This window comes from uncultured Pseudomonas sp., assembly GCF_943846705.1.
Lineage (GTDB): Bacteria > Pseudomonadota > Gammaproteobacteria > Pseudomonadales > Pseudomonadaceae > Aquipseudomonas.
Genome location: NZ_OX044366.1, coordinates 2,211,361 through 2,232,487 on the forward strand (window position 1 = coordinate 2,211,361; position 21,127 = coordinate 2,232,487).

Here is a 21,127-nt window from a genome sequence, read left to right on the forward strand (position 1 = left end):
GCGAAATGGTTCAATTCCCCGGTCTTTGCATAAGGATAGTTACTGTGCTGCGAATCCCTACACTGTGTGCGCTTTTTGCGCTGGCCCCACTGGTCTCGGCCCTTGAGCTCAAACCCCTGGCGGAGTACCAGAGCGGCTTCGCTGCGGGCACTGAAATTGTCAGTGTGCAGGCTTCGAGCATGCGCGTGGTCGTTTCCAATAGCGCCGAAGGCCTGGTGGATCTTCTGCAGTTGGACCCGGCCAAGGGCCTCAGTCGTCTTGCGCGCTATAACCTGGTGACCGAGGGCGCGGGGGAAATTACCTCGGTGGCGTTCCATCCCAGCGACGATCTCTTCGCGGTGTGCGTGCGCAACAGTGATGGCCTAAAAAACGGCCGGGTCGAGTTGCGTGCGGCCGCCGACGGTAAGTTGCTGAAGTCCATCGAGGTCGGTATCTGGCCGGACAGTGTGGCGTTTTCGCCCAAGGGCGACGTTGTGCTGGTGGCCAATGAAGGCGAAGGTTATGTGCGCGACGGCGAGGGCTTTCGCAGCGGCGAAGGCTCGCTCAGCCTGATCGACCTGCGCGCGGGTGTGGCTGCTGCCAAGCACAGCCTGATCAGGCTGCCGGACTTGGCGGGTGTCGAAGGTGCAACTCAGGCCGCGCATCAACGTCTGCTGGAGCGGGTGATCGATGGCGAAGAGATAAAGCTTCCGTTCGGTACCAGCGCTGAGCATATCGAGCCGGAATACGTGGTGTTCAGCCCGGACGGTGCGCGAGCTTACGTCAGCCTGCAGGAAAACAACGCGGTAGCGGTGGTTGATGTGCTGCAGGGCAAGCTGGACAAGGTGTTTGGTTTGGGTACGGTGCGCCATGCCGCGGATATCATCGATGACGGCACGTATGACCCGTCTGCCGAGCTGTTCGCCCTGCGCGAACCAGATGGCATCGCTGTGAGTGCCGATGGCCGCTACCTGATCAGCGCCGATGAAGGCGACAGCGACCCGAAAATCGGCAAGACCAAAGCCGGCCTGCCCAGCGGTGGAGGGCGCACGCTCAGCGTGTTCGATGCGATAAGCGGCAAGCTGCTCGGCGATACCGGTAGCCAGTTCGACGACAAAGCTGCCGAGGCCGGTGTTTACCCGGATGCGCGCAGCCCCAATAAAGGCAGCGAGCCGGAAGGCGTGGTGAGTTTCGATGCCTTTGGTAAGCGCCTGGCGGTTGCCACCCTGGAGCGTGCAGACGCCCTGGCCCTGATCGACCTGGATCAGCCGGCGCAACCTAAGGTGCTGCAGGTGATCGGTGCTGGCGAAGGTGCCGGCTCTGGTAATTTGGCGCCGGAAGGATTGGCCCATGTCGAGAAGGACGGCCGACATTACCTCGTGACTGGCCTGGAAAAGAGCGGCAACGTCGCGCTGTTCGAGCTGGTCAAGTAACGCCTTGGGCCAAACGTAGGATGGGTTAGCCGCTGCCTATAACCGCAGTCATGCAGCTTCAGCGAAGCGGCGTAACCCATCACCTGGCGCTATAGACGGCATGGGTATCGCTTTGCTCAACCTATCCTACGGCGATGCGCCCCGTCCCGTCCTAGGCCCAGCGCGCTGTACGCCACGCCTGTTGCTGTTCGGGCGTCTGGAAGGTCCAGGCAACGAAGCGGCTTTGCTTCTGGCCCTGGGCCATTTCCACGGTCTGCACCTGCAGCGCACCGGCTTGTTTTAGTGCGCTGTAGACCAGCGGCAGATTGCCAGCCTTGGAGATCAGGCTGCTAAACCACAGCACCTGCTGGCCGACCTGCACGCTTTCCTTGATCAAGCGGCTGACAAACGCCGCTTCGCCGCCTTTGCACCACAATTCTGCGGCCTGGCCACCGAAGTTCAGCACCGGCAGTTTGCGTTTGGGGTCGAGTTTGCCCAGGTTGCGCCATTTGCGTTTGCTGCCGCTGTTGGCTTCTTCGGCACTGGCGTGGAAGGGCGGGTTGCACAGGGTCAGGTCGAAGCGCTCGTCACGGCTTAACAGGCCCTGAAAGATATGCGCAGTGTCGCCTTGCTGGCGCAACTCGATGGCCTCACTCAAGCCTGGATTGGCTTGCACGATGGCCTTGGCCGAGGCGATGGCTTCGGCCGCAATGTCCGAGCCGAGAAAGCGCCAGGCATATTCACGGTTACCCAGCAGCGGGTAGATGCAGTTGGCGCCAACGCCGACATCCAGTGCGCGCACCTTGGTACCGCGCGGTATCTCGCCGCCATTGCTGGCAGCCAGCAGATCGGCGAGGTAATGCAGGTAATCGGCGCGACCAGGAATCGGTGGGCACAGGTAATCGGCGGGAATATCCCACTGCGCGATGCCGTAGAACTGCTTGAGCAGCGCGCGGTTGAACACCTTGACCGCCGCCGGGTTGGCGAAGTCGATGCTCTCATTGCCATAGGGATTGATGATCACAAAAGCCGCCAGCTCAGGGCTGGCCTTGATCAGCGCGGGAAAGTCATAGCGGCCCTGGTGACGATTGCGCGGGTGCAGCAAACCCTTGGTTGCATCGGGCTTGGCCGCAGCAGGCTTGCTGGCAGCAGGGCGCGCTGCGCTGGGTTTACGACTCGGGCGTTTCGGCGGCAGGGACATGGCAGGAAGATCGCAGGCTTGGGGCGCGGGATTTTCCCACAGCTGGGCGCAGGTTGCTCGTGGTTAGCCATATAGGCGCTAAGGATGGCGAGCGCGAGCAACCCGGTTACGGTGCGTCAGAGGTAGCCGAGCGCGGCTTTGATTGGCTGCAGGTGGGCGCTCACCCACTGTGGGTCGATCGGCCCCCAGTCGCGTATTTCATAGTGCCCGGCGTTATTGCGCTCGCCGCTCTGCTGGGCAAATGCGCAGTCGATATCCAGCTCGCTGAGGGCGCTGAGGGTGTCCTGGGCGGTACGGCGGGGCATGCCAGTGACTGCCATCAGCGCCGGCACGTTGGTCGCGGTGCCGCTGTCGATCAGCCAGGCTACGTACAGCCGGCGGTAAAAACTGCTGCGGGTTTTACTGATTTGCATAAGCGCTCCGATGCGAGGCAGCTGTGGTCATGGTGTCCGCCTCGCTGTTGGCTTAGAGGGCGTAGAGCACGATATAGCTCAGGGCGCCGGCGATATAGCCGGCGAAAGCCAGGCCGCTGATGTACTTCACGTACCAGATGAAATTGATCTTCTCCATGCCCATGGCTGCTACACCTGCCGCCGAGCCGATGATCAGGCAGCTGCCGCCGGTACCCGCGCAATAGGCGAGCATTTCCCAGAAGTGACCATTGACCACAAAGTTGCTCAGCCAGCTGGTTTCACTGCCGGCGAGCGCTAAGGTCTCGGGGCTGACCAGCGGGTACATTTTCATCGCGCCCGCGACCATCGGCACGTTATCCACCACGGCGGACAGCAGGCCGATGGACATGGCGATGGTGTAGACATTGCCCAGGCTGTCTTTCAGGTAGGTGGCGACGTCGATCAGGTGGCCGGCCGTCGACAGGCTGGAGACCGCTAGCAGAATGCCGAGGAAGAACAACACGCTGGTGACGTCGATGCGGCGCAATACGCCGACCACCGACAGCGGGTCTTTGTCTTCGCTGTTCTTGCTGCGGTGAATGATTTCAGTGGTGACCCAGAGGATGCCCAGGCCGAACAGAATGCCCATATACGGTGGCAAGTGGGTGACGGTCTTGAACACCGGGACGAAGATCAGCGCACCGAGGCCTAGGACGAACACCAGGTTACGCTCGAATGGCGTGGTCGGGTCGCGGCGACTTTCGCGGCTTTCTCTGATTTTCGGCGGGGTGATATCGCCCTTGAGCACAAAGCTCATGATGATCAGCGGGACCAGCAGGCAGATCATGCTCGGGATGATCAGTTTGACCACGATGCCACTGGCGGTGATCTGATTGCCGATCCACAGCATGGTGGTGGTTACGTCGCCGATCGGTGACCAGGCCCCGCCCGCGTTGGCGGCTATCACCACGATGCCGGCGTAGAACCAGCGCTCTTTCTGGTCGTCAATCAGCTTGCGCAGCAGCGAGATCATCACAATGGTGGTGGCCAGGTTATCCAGCGCCGCCGAGAGGAAGAAGGTGATCAGGCCCACCAGCCAGAGCAGGTGCACACGCTTGTTGGTGCGGATGCGGTCGGTGATGACCTTGAAACCTTCATGGGCGTCGATCAGCTCGACGATGGTCATCGCGCCCATGAGGAAGAACAGAATTTCGGAAATTTCACCGAGGTGATGGCGCAGCTCTTCGGTGACGTGATGGCCATTGCTGCTGGCGCCGGCAGTGCCTGAGCCAATCAGCGGCAAAATACTGTCAGCGCCCAGCACCAGTAAGGTCCAGCAGATTACGGCGGTGAGGATTGCCGAAGCGGCTTTGTCGACTTTAAGTGGGTGTTCGAGGGCGATACACAGGTAGCCAAAAACGAAGGTCAGTGCCATCAACGCATACATGATCAGAATTCCAGTTGCAGGGCTTTTTTATTGAATTAGAGGTGCCAGAGGTTCTTGATGCGCCGACGAAGATGCCTGAATTCCATGGAAATTGGCAGGGTATTTATCGCGCCGCCCGCCAATTTGTGGCCTGCGCAGCGATTTTTTGAGCGTTCGGATTACGCTGGAATGTCCCAGTTGCGCGGGGTTGCGCAACTGGGAGTGGTCTTCGCTACTCCGCCTGCGGCAGGACGTCGCGCGGGGCCTCGGCTTGTGCAACGGGCTGCGGCGGGAAGATAAACGCCAGACTGATGGCCAGCAGTGGCATCAACAAATTGAAGAAGCAGTACGGTAAGTAACTCAGGGTCGCGACACCGAGGGTGGCGGCCATGTAAGCGCCGCAGGTGTTCCACGGTACCAGCACCGAGGTCAGGGTGCCGCCGTCTTCCAGTGCCCGCGACAAGGTTACCGGGGCCAGGCCGCGCTTGGCGTACTCCTCGCGGTACATGCGGCCGGGCAGCACCAGGGCGATGTATTGGTCGGCGGTGATGATATTGGTGCCGATGGCGGTGGCGATGGTGCTGGCGATCAGGCTGCTGGTGCTTTTCGCCAGGTGCAGGGTGCTTTGCAGCAGGCGCTGCAGCAGGCCGAGTTTTTCCAGTACACCGCCAAAGCACATGGCGCAGATGATCAACCACACGGTGGTGAGCATGCTGCCCATGCCGCCCTTGGATAGCAGGCCATCCAAAGCAGCGTTGCCACTGTTGGACTGATAACCGGCAAACAGTGCGCTCCATACGGTTTTCAGCGGAGCCAGCGCGCCCGCCGCGGGGTCGGCCAGACGCTGCATCACATCGCCCTGGAACATCAGCGCAAACACTGCACCGACCAGCGCCGCGAGAAAGACGGCGGGGAAGGCTGCCCATTGGCGCACCGCCAGAAACAGCAAGAACGCTACCGGCAGTAGCAGGTGCCAGCCCAGGCTGAACTGGCCTTCCAGCGCCAGCAGCACCTCGGCGATACGCGTGGTGTCGTGGTTGCTGCTGGCCTGCTGGCCCAGCACAAAGAAGATCACCAGGGTAATCAGCAGGGCCGGCGTGGTGGTGCGCAGCATGTAGCGGATATGCGCGAACAGATCAGCACCGGCGGCGGCTGGAGCCAGGTTGGTGGTGTCCGACAGGGGCGAGAGTTTGTCGCCAAAGTACGCCCCGGAGATGATTGCCCCCGCGGTAATCGCCGGGTCCAGCCCCAAGCCGGCGGCTACGCCCATCAGGCCGATACCGAGGGTGCCGGCCACGGTCCAGGAGCTGCCAATGGACAGCGCGGTGAGGGCGCAGATCAGGCAGCTGGTGACATAGAAGTATTCGGCTGAAATCAGCTTGAGGCCGAACCAGATCATGGTCGGCACGGTGCCGGCGAGAATCCAGGTGCCGATCAGTGCACCGACCGCCAGCAGAATCAGGTTGGCTTTCATCGCCATGTGGATGCCGGCCAGGATGCCTTCTTCGATTTGTGCCCATTGCAGGCCGTTCTTCAAACCGACCAGGCCGGCCACAAATGCGGCGCTCATCAGGGCGATTTGGTTAGGCCCGCTGGACGAGCTGTCGCCATACAAGTAAACGGAAAGGCTTAACAAAACCACCAGCACGCCAATCGGTAACAGGGCGTCGAGTAGGGAGGGGGCGCGTGCATCAGTCATGGGTGTACCGGTCAATAAATGGAGCTGTGGCAGGCGCTTCAGCGGCGAAAATTGCGGCTGAGGCGCCTGCCACAAAAAAACAAAGCCCGCGCCGGTGAGGGCGCGGGCCTTAGGTGTTGCTGGTGATCAGAGCGCGGCGATTTTGCCGCGCTGCTCGACCATCTTGCCCAGCGCTTGCTCGGCCTCATTCAGCTTGGCGCGCTCTTTATCGAGCACCTCGGCGGGAGCCTTGGCGACGAAGCCTTCGTTGGCCAGCTTGCCGCCGACGCGCTTGACCTCTCCATCCAGGCGGGCGATTTCCTTGTCCAGGCGCGCCAGTTCGGCGTCCTTGTCGATCAGCCCAGCCATCGGTACCAGCACCTGCATGTCGCCGACCAGGGCGGTGGCGGACATCGGCGCGTCTTCACCAGCTGCCAGTACGCGTACCGACTCCAGCTTGGCCAGCTTGTTCAGCAGCGGCAGGTTGTCGGCCAGGCGGCGTTGGTCTTCGTCGCTGGCGTTCTGCAGGATGATGTCGATGCGCTTGGCCATGGAGATTTTCATCTCGCCACGGATCTGCCGCAGGCCCAGCATCAGCTGCTTGACCCACTCGATATCGCCTTCGGCAGCAGCGTCGATGCGCTCCTGGTTCGCGACCGGCCAGGCCTGCAGCATGATGGTTTCACCGCTGACGCCGGCTTGCGCCTTGATCCGCTGCCAGATCTCTTCAGTGATAAACGGCATAAACGGATGGGCCAGACGCAGGGCCACTTCCAGCACGCGCACCAGGGTGCGGCGGGTGCCGCGCTGACGCTCGATCGGCGCGTTCTCGTCCCACAGCACGGGCTTGACCAGCTCCAGGTACCAAGCGCAGTACTCGTCCCAGATGAATTCGTAGAGGGCGTGCGCGGCCAGGTCGAAGCGGAAGGCGTCGAGCTGACGAGTGACTTCGGCTTCGGTGCGTTGCAGGGCGGAGATGATCCAGCGGTCCACCGAGGACAACTCGACTTCTTCGCCGTTAACGCCAGTGTCCTGGCCATCGGTGTTCTCGATGACGAAGTTGGCGGCGTTCCAGATCTTGTTGCAGAAGTTGCGGTAGCCCTCAACCCGGCCCATGTCGAACTTGATGTCGCGGCCGGTGGAGGCCAGCGCCAGGTTAGTGAAGCGCAGGGCGTCGGTGCCGTAGGCGGCGATGCCGTCAGGGAATTCGGCTTTGGTCTGCTTGGCGATCTTCTCGGCCAGCTTTGGCTGCATCAAGCCGGTGGTGCGTTTCTCCAGCAGCTGATCCAGGGTGATGCCGTCGACGATATCCAGCGGGTCGAGCACGTTGCCCTTGGACTTGGACATCTTCTGGCCCTGGCCGTCGCGGACCAAACCGTGCACGTACACAGTCTTGAACGGAATCTGCCCGGTCAGGTGGGTCGACAGCATGATCATCCGCGCGACCCAGAAGAAGATGATGTCGAAACCGGTGACCAACACGTCGGTCGGGTGGAAAGTTTTCAGAGCATCGGTCTGCTCGGGCCAGCCGAGGGTGGAGAAGGTCCACAGGCCGGAGCTGAACCAGGTATCCAGCACGTCTTCGTCTTGGCGCAGGTTGGCGTCGCCCAGATTATGCGTGGCGCGTACTTCCGCCTCGTCACGACCGACATAGACGTTGCCGGCATCGTCGTACCAGGCCGGAATGCGGTGGCCCCACCACAGCTGACGGCTGATGCACCAGTCCTGAATGTCGCGCATCCAGCTGAAGTACATGTTCTCGTACTGCTTGGGCACGAACTGGATTTCACCGCTCTCGACCACGGCGATGGCTTTTTCCGCCAGCGGCTTGGTGCTGACGTACCACTGGTCGGTCAGCCACGGCTCGATAATGGTGCCGGAACGGTCGCCTTTCGGTACTTTCAGCGCGTGCGGCTCAATGCCTTCAAGCAGACCGGCGGCCTCAAAGGCGGCAACGATTTGCTTGCGTGCCTCAAAGCGGTCGAGGCCGGCGAACTGCGCCGGCAGGCTGCCGTCGATGTCGCTGTTGACGCTGCCGTCGACGTTGAATGCCTGGACTTGCGCCAATACCGCAGCGTTTTTATCGAAGATGTTCAGCAGTGGCAGGTTGTGGCGTTTGCCGACTTCATAGTCGTTGAAGTCGTGGGCTGGGGTGATCTTCACGCAGCCGGTGCCGAATTCGGGGTCGCAATAGTCATCCGCGATGATCGGGATGCGGCGGCCAACCAGCGGCAGTTCGACGAAGGTGCCGATCAGCGCCTGGTAGCGCTCGTCACTCGGGTTTACCGCGACGGCGCTGTCGCCGAGCATGGTTTCCGGGCGAGTGGTGGCGACGATCAGGTAATCCTTGCCGTCGGCGGTTTTGTTGCCGTCGGCCAGCGGGTAACGCAGATTCCACAGGCTGCCTTTCTCATCGTGGTTTTCCACTTCGAGGTCGGAGATTGCGGTGTGGAACTTGGTGTCCCAGTTGACCAGGCGTTTGCCGCGGTAGATCAGGCCGTCTTTATGCAAACGCACAAAGGCCTCTTTAACCGATTCGGACAGGCCGTCGTCCATGGTGAAGCGCTCACGCGACCAGTCCACCGAGCTACCGAGGCGGCGAATCTGTCGGGTGATGGTGCCGCCGGACTGTTCCTTCCATTCCCAGACTTTTTCCAGGAATTTTTCGCGGCCCAGGTCGTGACGGCCGACACCTTCAGCAGCAAGCTGGCGTTCTACCACCATCTGCGTGGCGATGCCGGCGTGGTCGGTGCCCGGCTGCCACAGGGTATTGCGGCCCTGCATGCGGCGGAAACGGATCAGCGCATCCATGATCGAGTTGTTGAAGCCGTGGCCCATGTGCAGGCTGCCGGTGACGTTCGGCGGCGGGATCATGATGGTGTACGGCTCGCCTGCACCTTGCGGGGCGAAGTAGTTGTTCGCTTCCCAGTTCTGGTACAGGGCGGTTTCAATGGCGTGCGGCTGGTAGGTCTTGTCCATGCGCGGCGGGACCCTTATGACGGCTGGTCGGAAAAGCCGGCAAGTATAGCGGGGATGGCCTGCGTGACGTAAGGGTGAGCGTGGAGTGACTGACTGATGGGCGCTAGGCGCCCCGTGTCATGGGCGGCGCGGCAGCAGGCGCGGCAGGCGCGCTTCTAGACGACGTTTCAGTTCGGCTTCAATTTGCGGCACGAAGTCGTCGATCACGTCTTGCAGAATCAGCTGGGCGGCGGCGCGTAGCTCAGTGTCCAGGCGGTTCAACTCGCTGTCGCGGCTGATGCTCTGGTTGACCGTTTCGCGCAGGGTTTGCGCAACGCTTGGCGCGGGCTGCGCTGGGGCGGCTGGCGTTGCCTCGCTAGGTGGTGGGGTAACGATCTCGGAGAGCAGGGGGATGCTATCCGGGTCGATCGAGTCGATCAGCAGCGGTGGCTCAAGGTTTTCATCGCCCAGCAGTTGGCGGATCGACTCCAGGTCGTTCAGCAGGTGTGCGGGTTTTTTCGGTGTGTTTGGGTTGTCCATGGTGTGGCGCTAAAGCTCGACTCGTTTTGGATCATAGCCGCGCTGACGGTAACTGCGGAAATTCTCCCGGCAGGCGGTCAGTAGGTCGGGTTCTTGGTTGACGATTTCGATCACCCGGCTGAAACGCTCAATCTGCGGTGAAAGGGTGCTGCCGAGGTTGATCAGCACGCCTTGGCTGCCGCTGGGTTCTTCATCCAGGCCAATCGCCACAGGCGCCTGCGCATCATCCTGATAGAGACTGTGCGGGACAAAGCTTTCCGCCTTGAAGCGCCACAGCAATTCGTCCAGCTCTGCACATTGCGTGGCATCGCTGCCGCGCAGAAACACCGGCAGGCCGGCGCGCCAGGCCTTCATCGCCAGCTGGCACGCCGCGCGCAGGCGGTCACCCGGCACGGCGGTGGAGAGTACATAGAATTCTATTCGGGGCATGGCGATACGCTTGGGCGTTGGTTGCAGGAGCGGCTTGCTGAAAGGCGCGCAGCTTACCAGTCAATTGCGGTTAAGACCGCTCCTACAGTGCGCCTGGTGTGTAGCGCCTATTTCGGATCGCTCGCGCCAGACGTCGGCGCGCAGCAGATCCGAGGCCGGTTGTCAGGCGTTGCTGCGGTCCAGCAGGTACTGCGTGAGCATCGGCACCGGACGGCCGGTCGCGCCTTTATCCTTGCCGCCGCTGATCCATGCCGTGCCGGCGATATCCAGATGCGCCCAGTGGTAGCTCTTGGTAAAGCGCGAAAGGAAGCAGCCAGCGGTGATGGTGCCGGCTTTCGGCCCGCCGATATTGGCGATGTCAGCGAACGGGCTGTCGAGCTGTTCCTGGTACTCGTCATACAGCGGCAACTGCCAGGCGCGGTCGTCGGCAGCCAGGCCGGCAGCGAGGATTTGCTGTACCAGCTCGTCGTTGTTGCCCATCAGCCCGGAGACATTGCTGCCCAGCGCGACGATGCAGGCGCCGGTGAGGGTGGCGATGTCGATCACCGCCTGCGGCTTGAAGCGCTCGGCATAGGTCAGGGCATCACACAGCACCAGGCGGCCTTCGGCGTCGGTGTTGAGGATTTCCACGGTCTGTCCGCTCATGCTGGTGACGATGTCGCCAGGGCGTGTGGCGCCACCGCTCGGCATGTTCTCGGCGCAGGCCAGCAGGCAGACCAGGTTGATCGGCAGCTGCATTTCGAGCACGGCTTTCAACGTGCCGAACACGCTGGCGGCGCCGCACATGTCGTACTTCATCTCATCCATGCCGCTGGCGGGTTTGATGCTGATGCCGCCAGTGTCGAAGGTGATGCCTTTGCCGACCAGGGCGAAGGGCTTCTCGGTCTTTTTCCCGCCCTGGTAGTTGAGGACGATCATCCGTGGTGGTTGATCGCTGCCCTGAGCGACGGCGAGAAACGCGCCCATGCCGAGTTCCTTGAGCTTCTTCTCATCAAGGATTTCGACTTTAAGGTTCTTGTAGGCCTTGCCCAGTGCTTTGGCTTCTTCCGCCAGGTAGCTTGGGTGGCAAAGGTTCGGCGGCATGTTGCCGAGGTCTTTGGTGAAGGCCATCCCCGTGGCAATCGCCTGGGCGTGGCTGCTGGCGCGCTGGGCGTCAGCCAGGCCGGCTTTGTCGCTGAGCAGGGTGATTTTCTTCAGTGCGCCGGCTTCGGCTTTCTGGCTCTTGAAGCGATCAAAGCAGTAACCGGCATCGGCCAGGCTTTCCACCATCAGGCGGGTTTTGCCATAAGTGTCGCGGTTTTTCACCTGCAGTTCGTCGAGCGCCAGGGCCGCGTCACCGCCGCCGAGGTTTTTCAGGCTGCTGTAAACGCTGCTGACAACTTTGCGTAACTGGCGGTCAGACAGCTCGCTGTCCTTGCCGGTGCCGATCAGGAGCACGCGCTCTGCTTTGAGGCCTGGCAGGTTATGCGCCAGCAGGGTCTGGCCGAGCTTGCCAGTCAGGTCGCCACGCTTAAGCAGGGCGCTGATGGCCCCTGCGCTGGCGGTGTCGATGGCCGTGGCGGTTGCGCCGAGTGTACGGCTTTCGCCGACAGGGATAACCAGGGTGGCGGTTTTTAGAGTTTCTGGGCGTGCGCTTTTAACAATAAATTCCATTACGTGGTGTCCCCAAGACAACGAGTCGCTATTGCAGGATAATGCCGGCTTAAATTTCAAGGTGCGCCCGTTGGGCGCGCCGGCAAGCAGTTTGGCTAGTTTGAGCTTAGCCAGCTGAGCCTGACAACCCTGGAGTGTCTGGTTTGATCGTCTTCCGTTATCTGTCTCGTGAAGTGCTGCTGACCCTGAGTGCGGTGAGTGCCGTGCTGCTGGTCATTATTATGAGCGGCCGCTTTATTCGTTATTTGGCCCAGGCGGCGCAAGGGATGCTTGATCCTGGGGTGCTGCTGATGATCATGGCGTACCGGATCCCCGGCTTCTTGCAGCTGATCCTGCCGCTGGCGCTGTTCCTCGGCATTCTCCTGGCCTATGGGCGGATGTATCTGGACAGCGAGATGACGGTGCTTTCGGCCACCGGCATGAGCCAGCAGCGCTTATTTACCTACAGCCTGGCGCCCGCCACCTTGGTTGCGCTGCTCGCCGGCTGGTTAAGCCTGGGGCTGGCCCCACAAGGCGTTGAGCATGTGGCGCGGATTCTCAACCAGCAGAGCGCCTTGACCGAGCTGGATACCCTGGTGCCGGGGCGTTTTCAGTCAATGAAAGGTGGCGCGCGGGTGACCTACACCGAAGATCTTTCCGAGGATCGCAGTTCGTTGGCCGGGGTGTTTATCTCCGAGACGCAGCTGTCGAGCCAAGGTGACAAGGAGCGCGGTATTTCTGTGCTGGTGGCGGAGTCCGGGCGTCAGGAAATTCAGGCAGACGGCAGTCGTTACCTGATCCTGGAAAATGGTTACCGCTATGACGGCAATCCGGGTCAGGCCGATTACCGCGCAATTAAGTACGACACATACGGTGTATTACTGCCCAAGCCGGAAGTGGCAGCGGATGTGATGGAGCGTGAGGCGATCCCGACGCGCGAGCTGATTGGCAGTGACGATCCACGCATGCAGTCTGAATTGCAGTGGCGTTTATCGATTCCCATGCTGGTTTTTGTGGTCACCTTGCTGGCGGTGCCGCTGTCTCGGGTCAATCCACGGCAGGGGCGCTTTCTCAAGTTGTTGCCCGCCATTCTGCTGTACATGGCTTATTTGGCGCTGTTGATCGGTGCGCGTGGCGCACTGGATAAAGCAACAATACCAACCGCCTTGGGCTTGTGGTGGGTGCATGGGCTGTTCGCGTTGATCGGTCTGCTGTTGCTGAATTGGGAGTCGCTGCGGTTGCGCTGGGCGGCCCCTCGTGTGGCGCAGGAGGTGGCCCGTGGTTAAGTTGGATCGTTATATCGGTACCCAGGTTTTTATCGCCATCATCGCGGTGCTGGGGATTATCGTGGGGCTGGCCCTGCTGTTTGCCTTTATCGATGAACTGGGGGATGTCGAGGACAGTTACAGCCTGCTCGATGCCCTCGGCTATGTGCTGCTGACAGCCCCGCGGCGCATCTATGAAATGCTACCCATGGCGGCGCTGGTTGGCTGCCTGATCGGTTTGGGCTCGTTGGCCAGTAGCAGCGAGCTGACCATCATGCGCGCGGCCGGCGTGTCGATTGGGCGGATAGTCTGGGCGGTGATGAAGCCGATGCTGGTGCTGATGCTGGTCGGCGTGCTGATTGGCGAGTACCTGGCGCCCTATAGCGAGAACCAGGCTCAGGCGAGTCGTGCCATGGCTCAAGGTGGCGGTGACGCACAGAGCTCCAAGCACGGTCTGTGGCATCGCCAGGGGCAAGAGTATGTGCACATCAACGCCGTGCAACCCGATGGCGTGCTGCTGGGGGTTACCCGCTACCGCTTCGATGAGCAGAAACACATGCAGTCCTCCAGCTTTGCCCGGCGCGCGCAGTATCAGGGTGATCACTGGCAGCTGGAAGACGTGGCGACCACGCATTTCCGTGAGCGCAGCAGTGAAGTCATCCGACAGGCTAGCGAGCGCTGGGATGTCGAGTTGACCCCGCAATTGCTCGGCACTGTGGTGCTGGCCCCGGATGCGTTGTCGATGACCGGACTGTGGGATTACATTCACTACCTGGCCGAGCAGGGGCTGAACAACAGTCAGTACTGGCTGTCGTTCTGGACCAAGGTGCTGCAGCCATTGGTGACGGCCGCCCTGGTGCTGATGGCGATCTCCTTTATCTTCGGCCCATTGCGCTCGGTGACACTGGGGCAGCGGGTGTTTACTGGGGTGCTGGTAGGCTTCGTGTTCAAGATCAGCCAGGACCTGCTCGGGCCATCGAGCCTGGTGTTCGGCTTCTCACCGCTGCTGGCGGTGTTGACCCCAGCCGGTATCTGCGCACTGGTCGGGATGTTCTTGCTGCGTCGCGCCGGTTAATCAGGCGAAAAAAGCCGGCGTGCACCCGATGTGCACGCCGGCTTTTTTATAGCCTGCCATCCATGGCGGCGACCCTTCGGGCCGTCGCTGCGCGACGTTAAAAATGGCTCCCGAGCATTTGTATGCCTGCGGTTTACTTCTTGTGAATATTCTTCGGCAGTTGAATGACCTGGCTGTCCGAATAGATGTCATGCCAGCTGCGCTTTTGTTTGTCCCAGAGCATCCAGAGAAAGCCCAGGCCGAACAGTAGCCAGGAGCCAATGGCGACCAGAAAGCGCAGTAATGCCTGCCACAGGCTGACAGCTGAGCCGTCGCGGTTCTGAATACGCAGGCCCCAAACCTGCATGCCCAGGGTCTGGCCACTGTGGGTCCAGAACTTGGCGAAGAAGCCGAACAGGCTTAGCAGCAACAGGGTCGAGAGTAGGGGGTCGCCATCCAGTGCGCCGGCATCGGACATCTGCTTGAGCTGCGCCTCGCCATAGAAGCCCATCAGGATCAGTTTGTAGATAAAGGTCACCACAATCAGCAGTGCGATGCACAACAGGGCGTCATAAAACATGGCGGCGAGGCGGCGGAGCAGTCCGGCGCTGGGGAATTCACCCTGCGGGCGCAGCAGGTGTTTCGGCATGATTGGCTCTTTACTCGGTAGGCTGGCGGAATGGGCGCTAACAATGCGGCATCAGAGGGCAATAAAAAACCCCTGATGCTGCCATCAGGGGTTCTTCAGGGTGGCAGGATTATTCCTGCACTTGAACTTCGTCAGCCTGCATGCCTTTCTGGCCCTGCACAGCGATAAAGCTGACCTTCTGGCCTTCTTTAAGGCTCTTGAAACCATTGCTCTGAATCGAACGGAAGTGCACGAACAGATCCGGGCCGCTTTCAGGGCTGATAAAACCAAAACCTTTCTCGTCGTTAAACCATTTGACGATACCGTTCTGACGATTCGACATAGTGTATTTCCTTGAACCTAGAGTTGATGACAGCCGCTACCCGTGATGAGGGGCTGATACTGGTTGCAAGGCGGTGTGCGAGGTTGAGCTGGCTGTAGCGGATCTTATTGATCTACTGCGCCTGGCCACGATTTTCGGCGACCCATGCAAACACAGTGGGGAAACTCTAGCCAACATTCAGGTGCATGCCAAGCCCCGCCAGGGCATGTAAATACTGGCCTTGAGGGCGCTTTTGTACGGTCGTCAGCAAGGGCTTTGTGCGCGTCGAGGGCCTTTCTAAGGCGACGTCACGCCGCTGTGCTGGTGTACCAGCACTTTATTGCAGGCAATAAAAAAGGCCTTGATAATCAAGGCCTTTTTCGAGATTTATGGTGCCCCGGGGGAGACTCGAACTCCCACTTCTTTCGAAAACGGATTTTGAATCCGCCGCGTCTACCGGTTCCGCCACCGGGGCACAATGGCGGCGGAGTATAGAGATGGTATTTGCATTGGTCAATGCACTTGCTGCAAATCCTTGTATTTCAATGCTTTCAGTCCTCTTCAAGACTTCCTGACGCTAGACCATTGAGTGCGGATGGCCCGTTTTTGGCCGTTCGCAGCTGAGTCACGCCCATGCACTTTGGTGACGCAGCGGTGTAGCAATGGTGACGCAGAACTCAGCAGCAAGACGCTTTCTCCTTTCCGATTCCTCGGTCGCGCGGGTCAATTGTTCAGGCAGCACTCGGCAGGTTATCCACGACAGCCACTTGTTGGGCTTTCAGATGGTCGCAGGGGCGCGCTCAAGGGTTTTCCGGGTTCGACTACGGGGAAGCTATCGAACGCTTGGGCATTGGCCTGTAATGAGCGCGGAGGAGGCTAGGGCGGCAGCGCTGGATGCTCTCAGGGCAATGCTTGGTGTTGCATCAAGGACGGATGTCGCTCGGGTTGAGGTTGCGTCACCCCCGGCACCAGTCCCGGTGACCAAGCCAAAAACCAAGCCCGCACCGACACTGCAGGCGGTCTTCAATGTCTACCGCAACACTCGAAAACTGAAGTCATCCACCGCCGACGACTATCAAAAGGTCTTCAACCGCTATGCCGCTGACTGGCTAGAAAGGGGGTGGTTAGCTATCACGTCAGACATCTTCGAGAAGCGCTTCAATGAAGTCAGTGCCAAGTCCAAGGCGCAGGCCAACCAGCTTGCCCGCATCTTCTCTGCGGTCTGGTCGTTCGGGGCTGCTAAGTACGGCATCACGACGATAAACCCGACTAAGAGGCTCAAGGCAATGGGAGGGCTGCACCACATAAAGCCAAGGGATGGTGTTATTCCTGACTCCTTGCAGCCCAGGTGGTGGAGAGCAGTTGAAGCATTGCCCGACAAGGAAGCATCGGCGGCTTTTGTCTTCATCGCCCTGACTGGGTGCCGGAGAGGGGAGGCGCTGCGGCTGAAGACCACGGACATTGATTGGCAGGCAAAGACAGTCACTTTCCACGACACCAAGAACGGCAGCGACCACCGGTTGCCTCTGTGCAGGCGTCTATTTGCCCTGCTGAAGGTTCACTGTGAGGGGCGTCAAGGCTTGGTCTTCCATCTCACGACCCGCCGCTTGGAGTTGATGGTTGAGCATCTGGTCAATCAACTGCAGTTCAAGTGGTCGCCCCATGACCTGCGGCGGACGTTTGTCACCATCGCTCAGAGGACGCTTAAGGACTTGGCCACGGTCAAACGGATGGTTAACCACAGCGTGGGTGGTGACGTGACCATGAAGCACTATTTGCGGCTGAGTGTTGAAGATTTACGGGAGTCGATGCAGCAGGTGGAGGATGCTTTCGAGGAGGTGCGAAGAGTTGCGGTTGTAGATGATAGTTTCGACGAGCCTCAGTTATAGGATTCATATCTTGGTTTCTGCTTAGACTTATTAACCAAATTCCTAGGGGCGCGCAAACATCACAGCGCCTCCGCCGAGGATTTACCCGTAGTTGAGGTTTGCTCGCGAGTCTTTCAGTATTTCACGTCCGTGACGCTATCTGCGTTATGGCGATAATGTTTATCTGTCCAATTGAATTGCCATCTATATGTAGATTACATTAAATACTGACCAGTATGCGCCGAGGTTTATGTAGTTTGAGAGCTATTGCAGGCAAAGTCGCGTAGTTATGTGGTTTAACTTTAAGTTGGTTTTGAGTGTTCTATGGCGAGCGGCTAATGGGGTTTTTAGAATCTCACCTGTACAGCTGCGCCGGCAACACTCAAAGTTGAGAAGGTTTTGCCTGGCGCATAAATCATGGCATGCCAAAAAATGCCAATCACATAAAGTTATTAATTGCATATTATGAATGGTTTTATGCGTCGTGAATTAACCCTTTTTCAAACTTCGGATTGTTCTTCTGGAATCGTTTGACTAAGTGGTATTTTTTCGAGTTTTCAGGGCCAGACAAAATGTCCGGGAGGTCGTTGTCAACGACAATCACTTGGCAGGGGGTATCATTATTTTTCGCTAGGCTTACTACATCTAATAGTTGAGAGTAGATTTTTTCATAAATAGCTGGGTCTGAAACCGAGTCGTCGTCCTCCGGGCTCCTTTTTCGGCCTATATTTTGGCCCGGTGTATCTATCATCAAAAATGGAGGGATGTTGCAGGCCTCTTCTATGGAGTATGCAAGTCTTGTTATATACATGCCAAGAGACATAACAGTTCTAATTCCACCAGAAAGATGGTCGTAATAAGAGATGTTTCTAAATTGTGGGACGAACTGCTTGCTGTAGGAGATGCTGTGTACGTTCTGAACGCCGCTTTTTTCTATATATCTAGTGAAAGTAGTCCTGAGTTTCGAGATGATTTCATCTGCGTCAATCAGTCCGGCCTCAATATTTTTGATTAAAATTTCTAAGTTGGAGATGACGGATTGTTTGCTGTTTATTTTTTCTTGAGTTTCACTGTACTTTTTGTATATGGATAGATTTTTTTTGAGATGAGCCAGTTCTACATGTGCCTGAACCTTAGCTTTCTCTGCTGTTTCGATCATTGATACGATGGGGGATATGCTGGAAAGGTTATTAACGTCAAAAATTTGTGTGTGCTGTTGAATCTGAAGTTCTACTTGAGCAGCTTCGGTCTGGAGAGTTTCTATCTTGTCTAGAGCGATCTTTATGGTGTCGTCAAGTCCAGATATTTTATTATTAACAGATCGTTCAATCGAATTTATTTCGTTTTCAGGTATGGCCTGAGAGGCGATAGTTAAATTACTGCTGCACGTAGGGCATGCAATGGTTTTTTCAACAGGTACGTTGCTCAGAAATGGACGAGACAACTTTGAAATCTTGATGTTATCTAGCTCAATCCGATACGTGCTTTTAAGCTTGGAAAATTCGGTGATGCGCTTTTTTAGAGAGGCGATTTGTTTGGTCTTTTCGTCTAGGTTGTCTCTCAGTTGGCCTAGGGTTTTTCGTAGCTCAATGGAGGCTTTAGAGTTCAAGCTGAAATCTGTTTTTAAGTTTTGTACTGCTTCGTCTAGTTCCTCAATTTTTTTCTTGGTGTCGTCGATTTTATCCCCGAAAGCAAATTCATCGAGAGATATTCCTACTTCTCTCAAAAACTTTGAAAGAATATCTTGGGAGCTCTTGAGTTGCTTGAGTATGTCAATTTCCTGCTTTCGCTGAGTGTTTAGCGAGGAAAGTCGCTCGTCGTGGATGTTGTAAACAAACTTCTGGATGGCTACGTTTTTAATAAATACAGCTTGGTTTTTGTAATCCAGAAGTCCGTCAGAGCCTACATCTGTTTGCTTTAGGAACATTAGCTTCATTAGGTCTCTAAAACTAAGTCGGTCTTCGTCAGCATCAGGTCTGGTCAATGATTCTTTGACTTTAACGCGTGCAATGCCGAGGCTTTCAAGAATGAAATCTGATAACCAGCCATCAGGCATATTCCCGTTAGAGTCTGCGGCCATGAACTGAGGGAAAACTTCCCCTCTATTATCGAAGTTGCAAGAGTATACTTTTACGGCTGACTTGGGTTCGTTTAGAGCGCGCTCTACTGTATATATGTTCCCGTTGAGTGATAGCTCAAGGAATAGCGTTCTTACCTTTGCTTTAACTTCATCATAAAGTATTTTCTTGTTTGAGCCGCCTAGGCAATAATTTATCATATGGGGTATGGTGGATTTTCCGGAGTCCATCGAGCCCCATATAATGTTAAGCCCTAATTTAAACTTGGCCTCATATATACCGTCGATGCCCATTAATATCAATCGATGCACGATTAGAGAGGGGTTGCTATCCATTATCCACCCAATATGATTTTGTTCAAGACTGATTCTGATTTGTTTATCAGTCCTTTAATCGCCACAATTTGACTTTCAAGTTGTACCTGTGTTGGTAGTTCTGAAGTTGGTGGTGGTGTTAGGCACTTAATTAGAAAGTGCTCGTCATCTCTAATTAGCTCCACAATACCGGCTTCTGAAAGTAGCATTACTTTGGTTAGAAATTCCTTCTTGTCGAAGGCACCCGTGCTTTTCACTTCTGAATTATATAGTGATTCAGGAATGTCGTTAGCTGAGTGAGGCCCACTCAGGAATTGGCAGGCATTTTTGAATAGTTTGGGGCTCTTAACTATGTGGTCAATTTGCTGAGCCTTATATATAGATAGTTGTAATTTTTTATTTCGATTTTCGGAGAGTTTGTAAATTATAAGCCAGGCACGATAAAGCGCAGAGTAGTGCTCTTCTCTGAAATCAAAAAAAGCATAGTCTATGCTCATGCCAGCATGCTCTTGATTTCTTCAATTGATGTGCTGTTTGACCATGTTACGGTGGTGCATTCCTTGTTTGCCTCTTGGTGTAATAGGCCTTTTTTGTGAAGAAAGTTGATGTAGCTCGCACCTACTTCAAGGGCGTGTTTATCTTCACTTAATAATTTTTGGTGCACCTCTCCAAAGATCATATTAGGAGTTGAGCCAGTATTTGCGTGATAATTAAATGTTTGCCTGTAGAGAGAAATTACTTTGACTCTCAGTTCGCGAAGTAGATTTTTATCTTCTTCATCTGCCGCTTTTGTGATGATTTCTGCGTTAAAAAAGGATTCTTTTGCGTCCTCAATCCCTTTCTCACCGATATCACAAAGTATCATTTTTATTACAAAAATTTCTTTGTCGTAATCGGGTGACGCCTCTTCATATGTAAGCGTTGAAAGAGAGTGCATTTTATTATTTTTTGAGATTTTTCTTAAGAATTTCTGAATGGCTTTGTACGCGCTGTCCTTGCTGGATTGGGGCTTGCATATTGTATTATGGTCGTGGGGGATATTTAGGAATTTGGTTGTGAAGGGGAGACCGCTTGACTGAGGGACATACTGGTCATGTTGGCCAATAACGTAAACAGATTCGGGAAGCTTGCTTTTTCTATCAATCCATCGATTGTTAAGTTCACTGTTGTATGCGTTCAAGGGGACTAGTTCTTTGCTATTCACGTTGAAAAGCGAGAGCAGTATTGAATCCAAAGACCCTTTGTGAGGAACCGCAATAGAGCCATAACCTATAATTTCAGGCCCGTCACCCTGCACATGGCTGAGTATGACTTCCTTGCAAATCAAGCCTCCCATGCTGTGCCCTATAAGAACAATGCCATCATGCTCATCTAGATTTAGCTGTATGAAACTTCTTAGTTCATCGGCGAGATTTTTTATCGGCCGATTATATCTAACCTTTGGCCTAAGTCCGAACAGTGATATGGCTTTTTGGATTATGTCAGCGTGGAAAATATCAGTTATTTTGGAAAAGTACTCAAACTCAACCATTTCAAAGGTTTCTGATAGGTCAGCTTCTTTTAATAATAAATCTTTGAATGTTTCACCGCTTAAGTTTTTCCATGTACTAATTCCGCCTGTAAACCCATGAACAAACACTACAGCCAATGGTTTTTTAGTAGTACTCATAACAGCCTCATATCCCTAGGAAGCTAAAACATTAAATTCCTTGATGCGAAATCTTGAAAACACTACCACCGATGAGGTCAATGAGCCATTATTTGTAGCTTGGTGCGCTCTCCATGCGAGACTTGGATCGTCAAGTTTTCGGGCGTCTAAGCTAGATAGAGCTTTTTTACTTGGTGCTCAGTTTAGTTCTAGCGCTGAGAAAATTAGGAGCTTGATTGGAGCTAACTCGCCACGTACCCAAGAAACAAGGAATGCTTGAGCGTAAATTCAGCCTTTTGAGGG

Annotated in this window: 17 protein-coding genes and 1 tRNA gene; 4 read left to right on the forward strand and 14 right to left on the reverse strand. The window is 56.4% G+C overall.

Going from position 1 to position 21,127, the window contains the following annotated elements; all coding sequences use genetic code 11:
* The first annotated feature begins 44 nt into the window (after positions 1-44).
* Positions 45-1,412, forward strand: a complete 1,368-nt coding sequence (locus Q0V31_RS10275) for a hypothetical protein (protein WP_298187563.1) — start codon at positions 45-47, stop codon at positions 1,410-1,412.
* 151 nt (positions 1,413-1,563) lie between these two features.
* Here the strand turns inward: Q0V31_RS10275 and rlmF are convergent, their stop codons facing one another.
* The 8 genes from rlmF to Q0V31_RS10315 all read right to left on the reverse strand — a co-directional run bounded on the left by rlmF (position 1,564) and on the right by Q0V31_RS10315 (position 11,668).
* The gene (gene rlmF, locus Q0V31_RS10280) at positions 1,564-2,592 is read right to left on the reverse strand and encodes a 23S rRNA (adenine(1618)-N(6))-methyltransferase RlmF (protein WP_298187564.1); all 1,029 of its coding nucleotides are present in this window, start codon (positions 2,590-2,592) and stop codon (positions 1,564-1,566) included.
* A 116-nt stretch (positions 2,593-2,708) separates the two neighbouring features.
* Positions 2,709-3,005, reverse strand: a complete 297-nt coding sequence (locus tag Q0V31_RS10285; RefSeq protein WP_298187565.1) for a winged helix-turn-helix domain-containing protein — start codon at positions 3,003-3,005, stop codon at positions 2,709-2,711.
* Positions 3,006-3,057: 52 nt separating this feature from the next.
* The gene (gene nhaD, locus Q0V31_RS10290; protein WP_298187566.1) at positions 3,058-4,431 is read right to left on the reverse strand and encodes a sodium:proton antiporter NhaD; all 1,374 of its coding nucleotides are present in this window, start codon (positions 4,429-4,431) and stop codon (positions 3,058-3,060) included.
* Between the two features lie 211 nt (positions 4,432-4,642).
* Positions 4,643-6,109 carry a Na+/H+ antiporter NhaC gene (nhaC, locus tag Q0V31_RS10295; protein WP_298187567.1) on the reverse strand — a complete coding sequence of 489 codons (1,467 nt, stop codon included), beginning with the start codon at positions 6,107-6,109 and terminating at the stop codon, positions 4,643-4,645.
* A gap of 126 nt (positions 6,110-6,235) precedes the next feature.
* Positions 6,236-9,067: a valine--tRNA ligase gene (locus Q0V31_RS10300; protein WP_298187569.1), complete on the reverse strand. Its 2,832-nt coding sequence runs from the start codon at positions 9,065-9,067 to the stop codon at positions 6,236-6,238.
* A gap of 117 nt (positions 9,068-9,184) precedes the next feature.
* Positions 9,185-9,586, reverse strand: a complete 402-nt coding sequence (locus tag Q0V31_RS10305; protein WP_298187571.1) for a DNA polymerase III subunit chi — start codon at positions 9,584-9,586, stop codon at positions 9,185-9,187.
* A gap of 9 nt (positions 9,587-9,595) precedes the next feature.
* Positions 9,596-10,015 carry a DNA polymerase III subunit chi gene (locus Q0V31_RS10310; protein WP_298187573.1) on the reverse strand — a complete coding sequence of 140 codons (420 nt, stop codon included), beginning with the start codon at positions 10,013-10,015 and terminating at the stop codon, positions 9,596-9,598.
* A gap of 162 nt (positions 10,016-10,177) precedes the next feature.
* A complete protein-coding gene (locus tag Q0V31_RS10315; protein ID WP_298187574.1) occupies positions 10,178-11,668 on the reverse strand; it encodes a leucyl aminopeptidase in 1,491 nt (496 codons plus the stop codon).
* A 143-nt stretch (positions 11,669-11,811) separates the two neighbouring features.
* On the opposite strand from Q0V31_RS10315, the gene lptF reads away from it, so the two are divergent.
* Positions 11,812-12,933 carry an LPS export ABC transporter permease LptF gene (gene lptF, locus Q0V31_RS10320; RefSeq protein WP_298187576.1) on the forward strand — a complete coding sequence of 374 codons (1,122 nt, stop codon included), beginning with the start codon at positions 11,812-11,814 and terminating at the stop codon, positions 12,931-12,933.
* On the forward strand, positions 12,926-13,987 hold the full coding sequence (lptG, locus tag Q0V31_RS10325) for an LPS export ABC transporter permease LptG (protein WP_298187577.1): 1,062 nt from the start codon (positions 12,926-12,928) through the stop codon (positions 13,985-13,987). The genes lptF and lptG overlap by 8 nt, the downstream gene beginning before the upstream one ends.
* Positions 13,988-14,120: 133 nt before the next feature.
* Here the strand turns inward: lptG and Q0V31_RS10330 are convergent, their stop codons facing one another.
* The 3 genes from Q0V31_RS10330 to Q0V31_RS10340 all read right to left on the reverse strand — a co-directional run bounded on the left by Q0V31_RS10330 (position 14,121) and on the right by Q0V31_RS10340 (position 15,391).
* Positions 14,121-14,615 carry an RDD family protein gene (locus Q0V31_RS10330; protein ID WP_298187579.1) on the reverse strand — a complete coding sequence of 165 codons (495 nt, stop codon included), beginning with the start codon at positions 14,613-14,615 and terminating at the stop codon, positions 14,121-14,123.
* 109 nt (positions 14,616-14,724) lie between these two features.
* The gene (locus Q0V31_RS10335) at positions 14,725-14,937 is read right to left on the reverse strand and encodes a cold-shock protein (RefSeq protein WP_298187580.1); all 213 of its coding nucleotides are present in this window, start codon (positions 14,935-14,937) and stop codon (positions 14,725-14,727) included.
* A gap of 369 nt (positions 14,938-15,306) precedes the next feature.
* Positions 15,307-15,391 (reverse strand) — tRNA-Leu (locus tag Q0V31_RS10340).
* 502 nt (positions 15,392-15,893) lie between these two features.
* On the opposite strand from Q0V31_RS10340, the gene Q0V31_RS10345 reads away from it, so the two are divergent.
* Positions 15,894-16,805, forward strand: a complete 912-nt coding sequence (locus Q0V31_RS10345; RefSeq protein WP_298187581.1) for a tyrosine-type recombinase/integrase — start codon at positions 15,894-15,896, stop codon at positions 16,803-16,805.
* Positions 16,806-17,259: 454 nt separating this feature from the next.
* Here Q0V31_RS10345 and Q0V31_RS10350 read toward each other — a convergent pair whose 3' ends face one another.
* From Q0V31_RS10350 to Q0V31_RS10360, 3 genes are read right to left on the reverse strand one after another with little or no spacing between them, the layout of a single operon-like run.
* Positions 17,260-19,197, reverse strand: coding sequence for an AAA family ATPase (locus Q0V31_RS10350; RefSeq protein ID WP_298187583.1), 1,938 nt, complete (start codon positions 19,195-19,197; stop codon positions 17,260-17,262).
* The gene (locus Q0V31_RS10355) at positions 19,197-19,673 is read right to left on the reverse strand and encodes a hypothetical protein (RefSeq protein ID WP_298187585.1); all 477 of its coding nucleotides are present in this window, start codon (positions 19,671-19,673) and stop codon (positions 19,197-19,199) included. The genes Q0V31_RS10350 and Q0V31_RS10355 overlap by 1 nt, the downstream gene beginning before the upstream one ends.
* Positions 19,670-20,845, reverse strand: a complete 1,176-nt coding sequence (locus Q0V31_RS10360) for an ABC-three component system protein (RefSeq protein ID WP_298187586.1) — start codon at positions 20,843-20,845, stop codon at positions 19,670-19,672. The genes Q0V31_RS10355 and Q0V31_RS10360 overlap by 4 nt, the downstream gene beginning before the upstream one ends.
* Between the last annotated feature and the right edge of the window lie 282 nt (positions 20,846-21,127).

Excerpts from the sequence above, each read along its gene's own strand:
- Q0V31_RS10330 (WP_298187579.1), bottom strand. The coding sequence starts at position 14,615 with ATGCCGAAACACCTGCTGCGCCCGCAGGGTGAATTCCCCAGCGCCGGA.
- Q0V31_RS10310 (WP_298187573.1), bottom strand. The coding sequence starts at position 10,015 with ATGCCCCGAATAGAATTCTATGTACTCTCCACCGCCGTGCCGGGTGAC.
- rlmF (WP_298187564.1), bottom strand. The coding sequence starts at position 2,592 with ATGTCCCTGCCGCCGAAACGCCCGAGTCGTAAACCCAGCGCAGCGCGC.
- Q0V31_RS10305 (WP_298187571.1), bottom strand. The coding sequence starts at position 9,586 with ATGGACAACCCAAACACACCGAAAAAACCCGCACACCTGCTGAACGAC.
- Q0V31_RS10335 (WP_298187580.1), bottom strand. The coding sequence starts at position 14,937 with ATGTCGAATCGTCAGAACGGTATCGTCAAATGGTTTAACGACGAGAAA.
- Q0V31_RS10315 (WP_298187574.1), bottom strand. The coding sequence starts at position 11,668 with ATGGAATTTATTGTTAAAAGCGCACGCCCAGAAACTCTAAAAACCGCC.
- Q0V31_RS10350 (WP_298187583.1), bottom strand. The coding sequence starts at position 19,197 with ATGGATAGCAACCCCTCTCTAATCGTGCATCGATTGATATTAATGGGC.
- Q0V31_RS10300 (WP_298187569.1), bottom strand. The coding sequence starts at position 9,067 with ATGGACAAGACCTACCAGCCGCACGCCATTGAAACCGCCCTGTACCAG.
- Q0V31_RS10360 (WP_298187586.1), bottom strand. The coding sequence starts at position 20,845 with ATGAGTACTACTAAAAAACCATTGGCTGTAGTGTTTGTTCATGGGTTT.
- nhaD (WP_298187566.1), bottom strand. The coding sequence starts at position 4,431 with ATGTATGCGTTGATGGCACTGACCTTCGTTTTTGGCTACCTGTGTATC.
- Q0V31_RS10285 (WP_298187565.1), bottom strand. The coding sequence starts at position 3,005 with ATGCAAATCAGTAAAACCCGCAGCAGTTTTTACCGCCGGCTGTACGTA.
- nhaC (WP_298187567.1), bottom strand. The coding sequence starts at position 6,109 with ATGACTGATGCACGCGCCCCCTCCCTACTCGACGCCCTGTTACCGATT.
- Q0V31_RS10355 (WP_298187585.1), bottom strand. The coding sequence starts at position 19,673 with ATGAGCATAGACTATGCTTTTTTTGATTTCAGAGAAGAGCACTACTCT.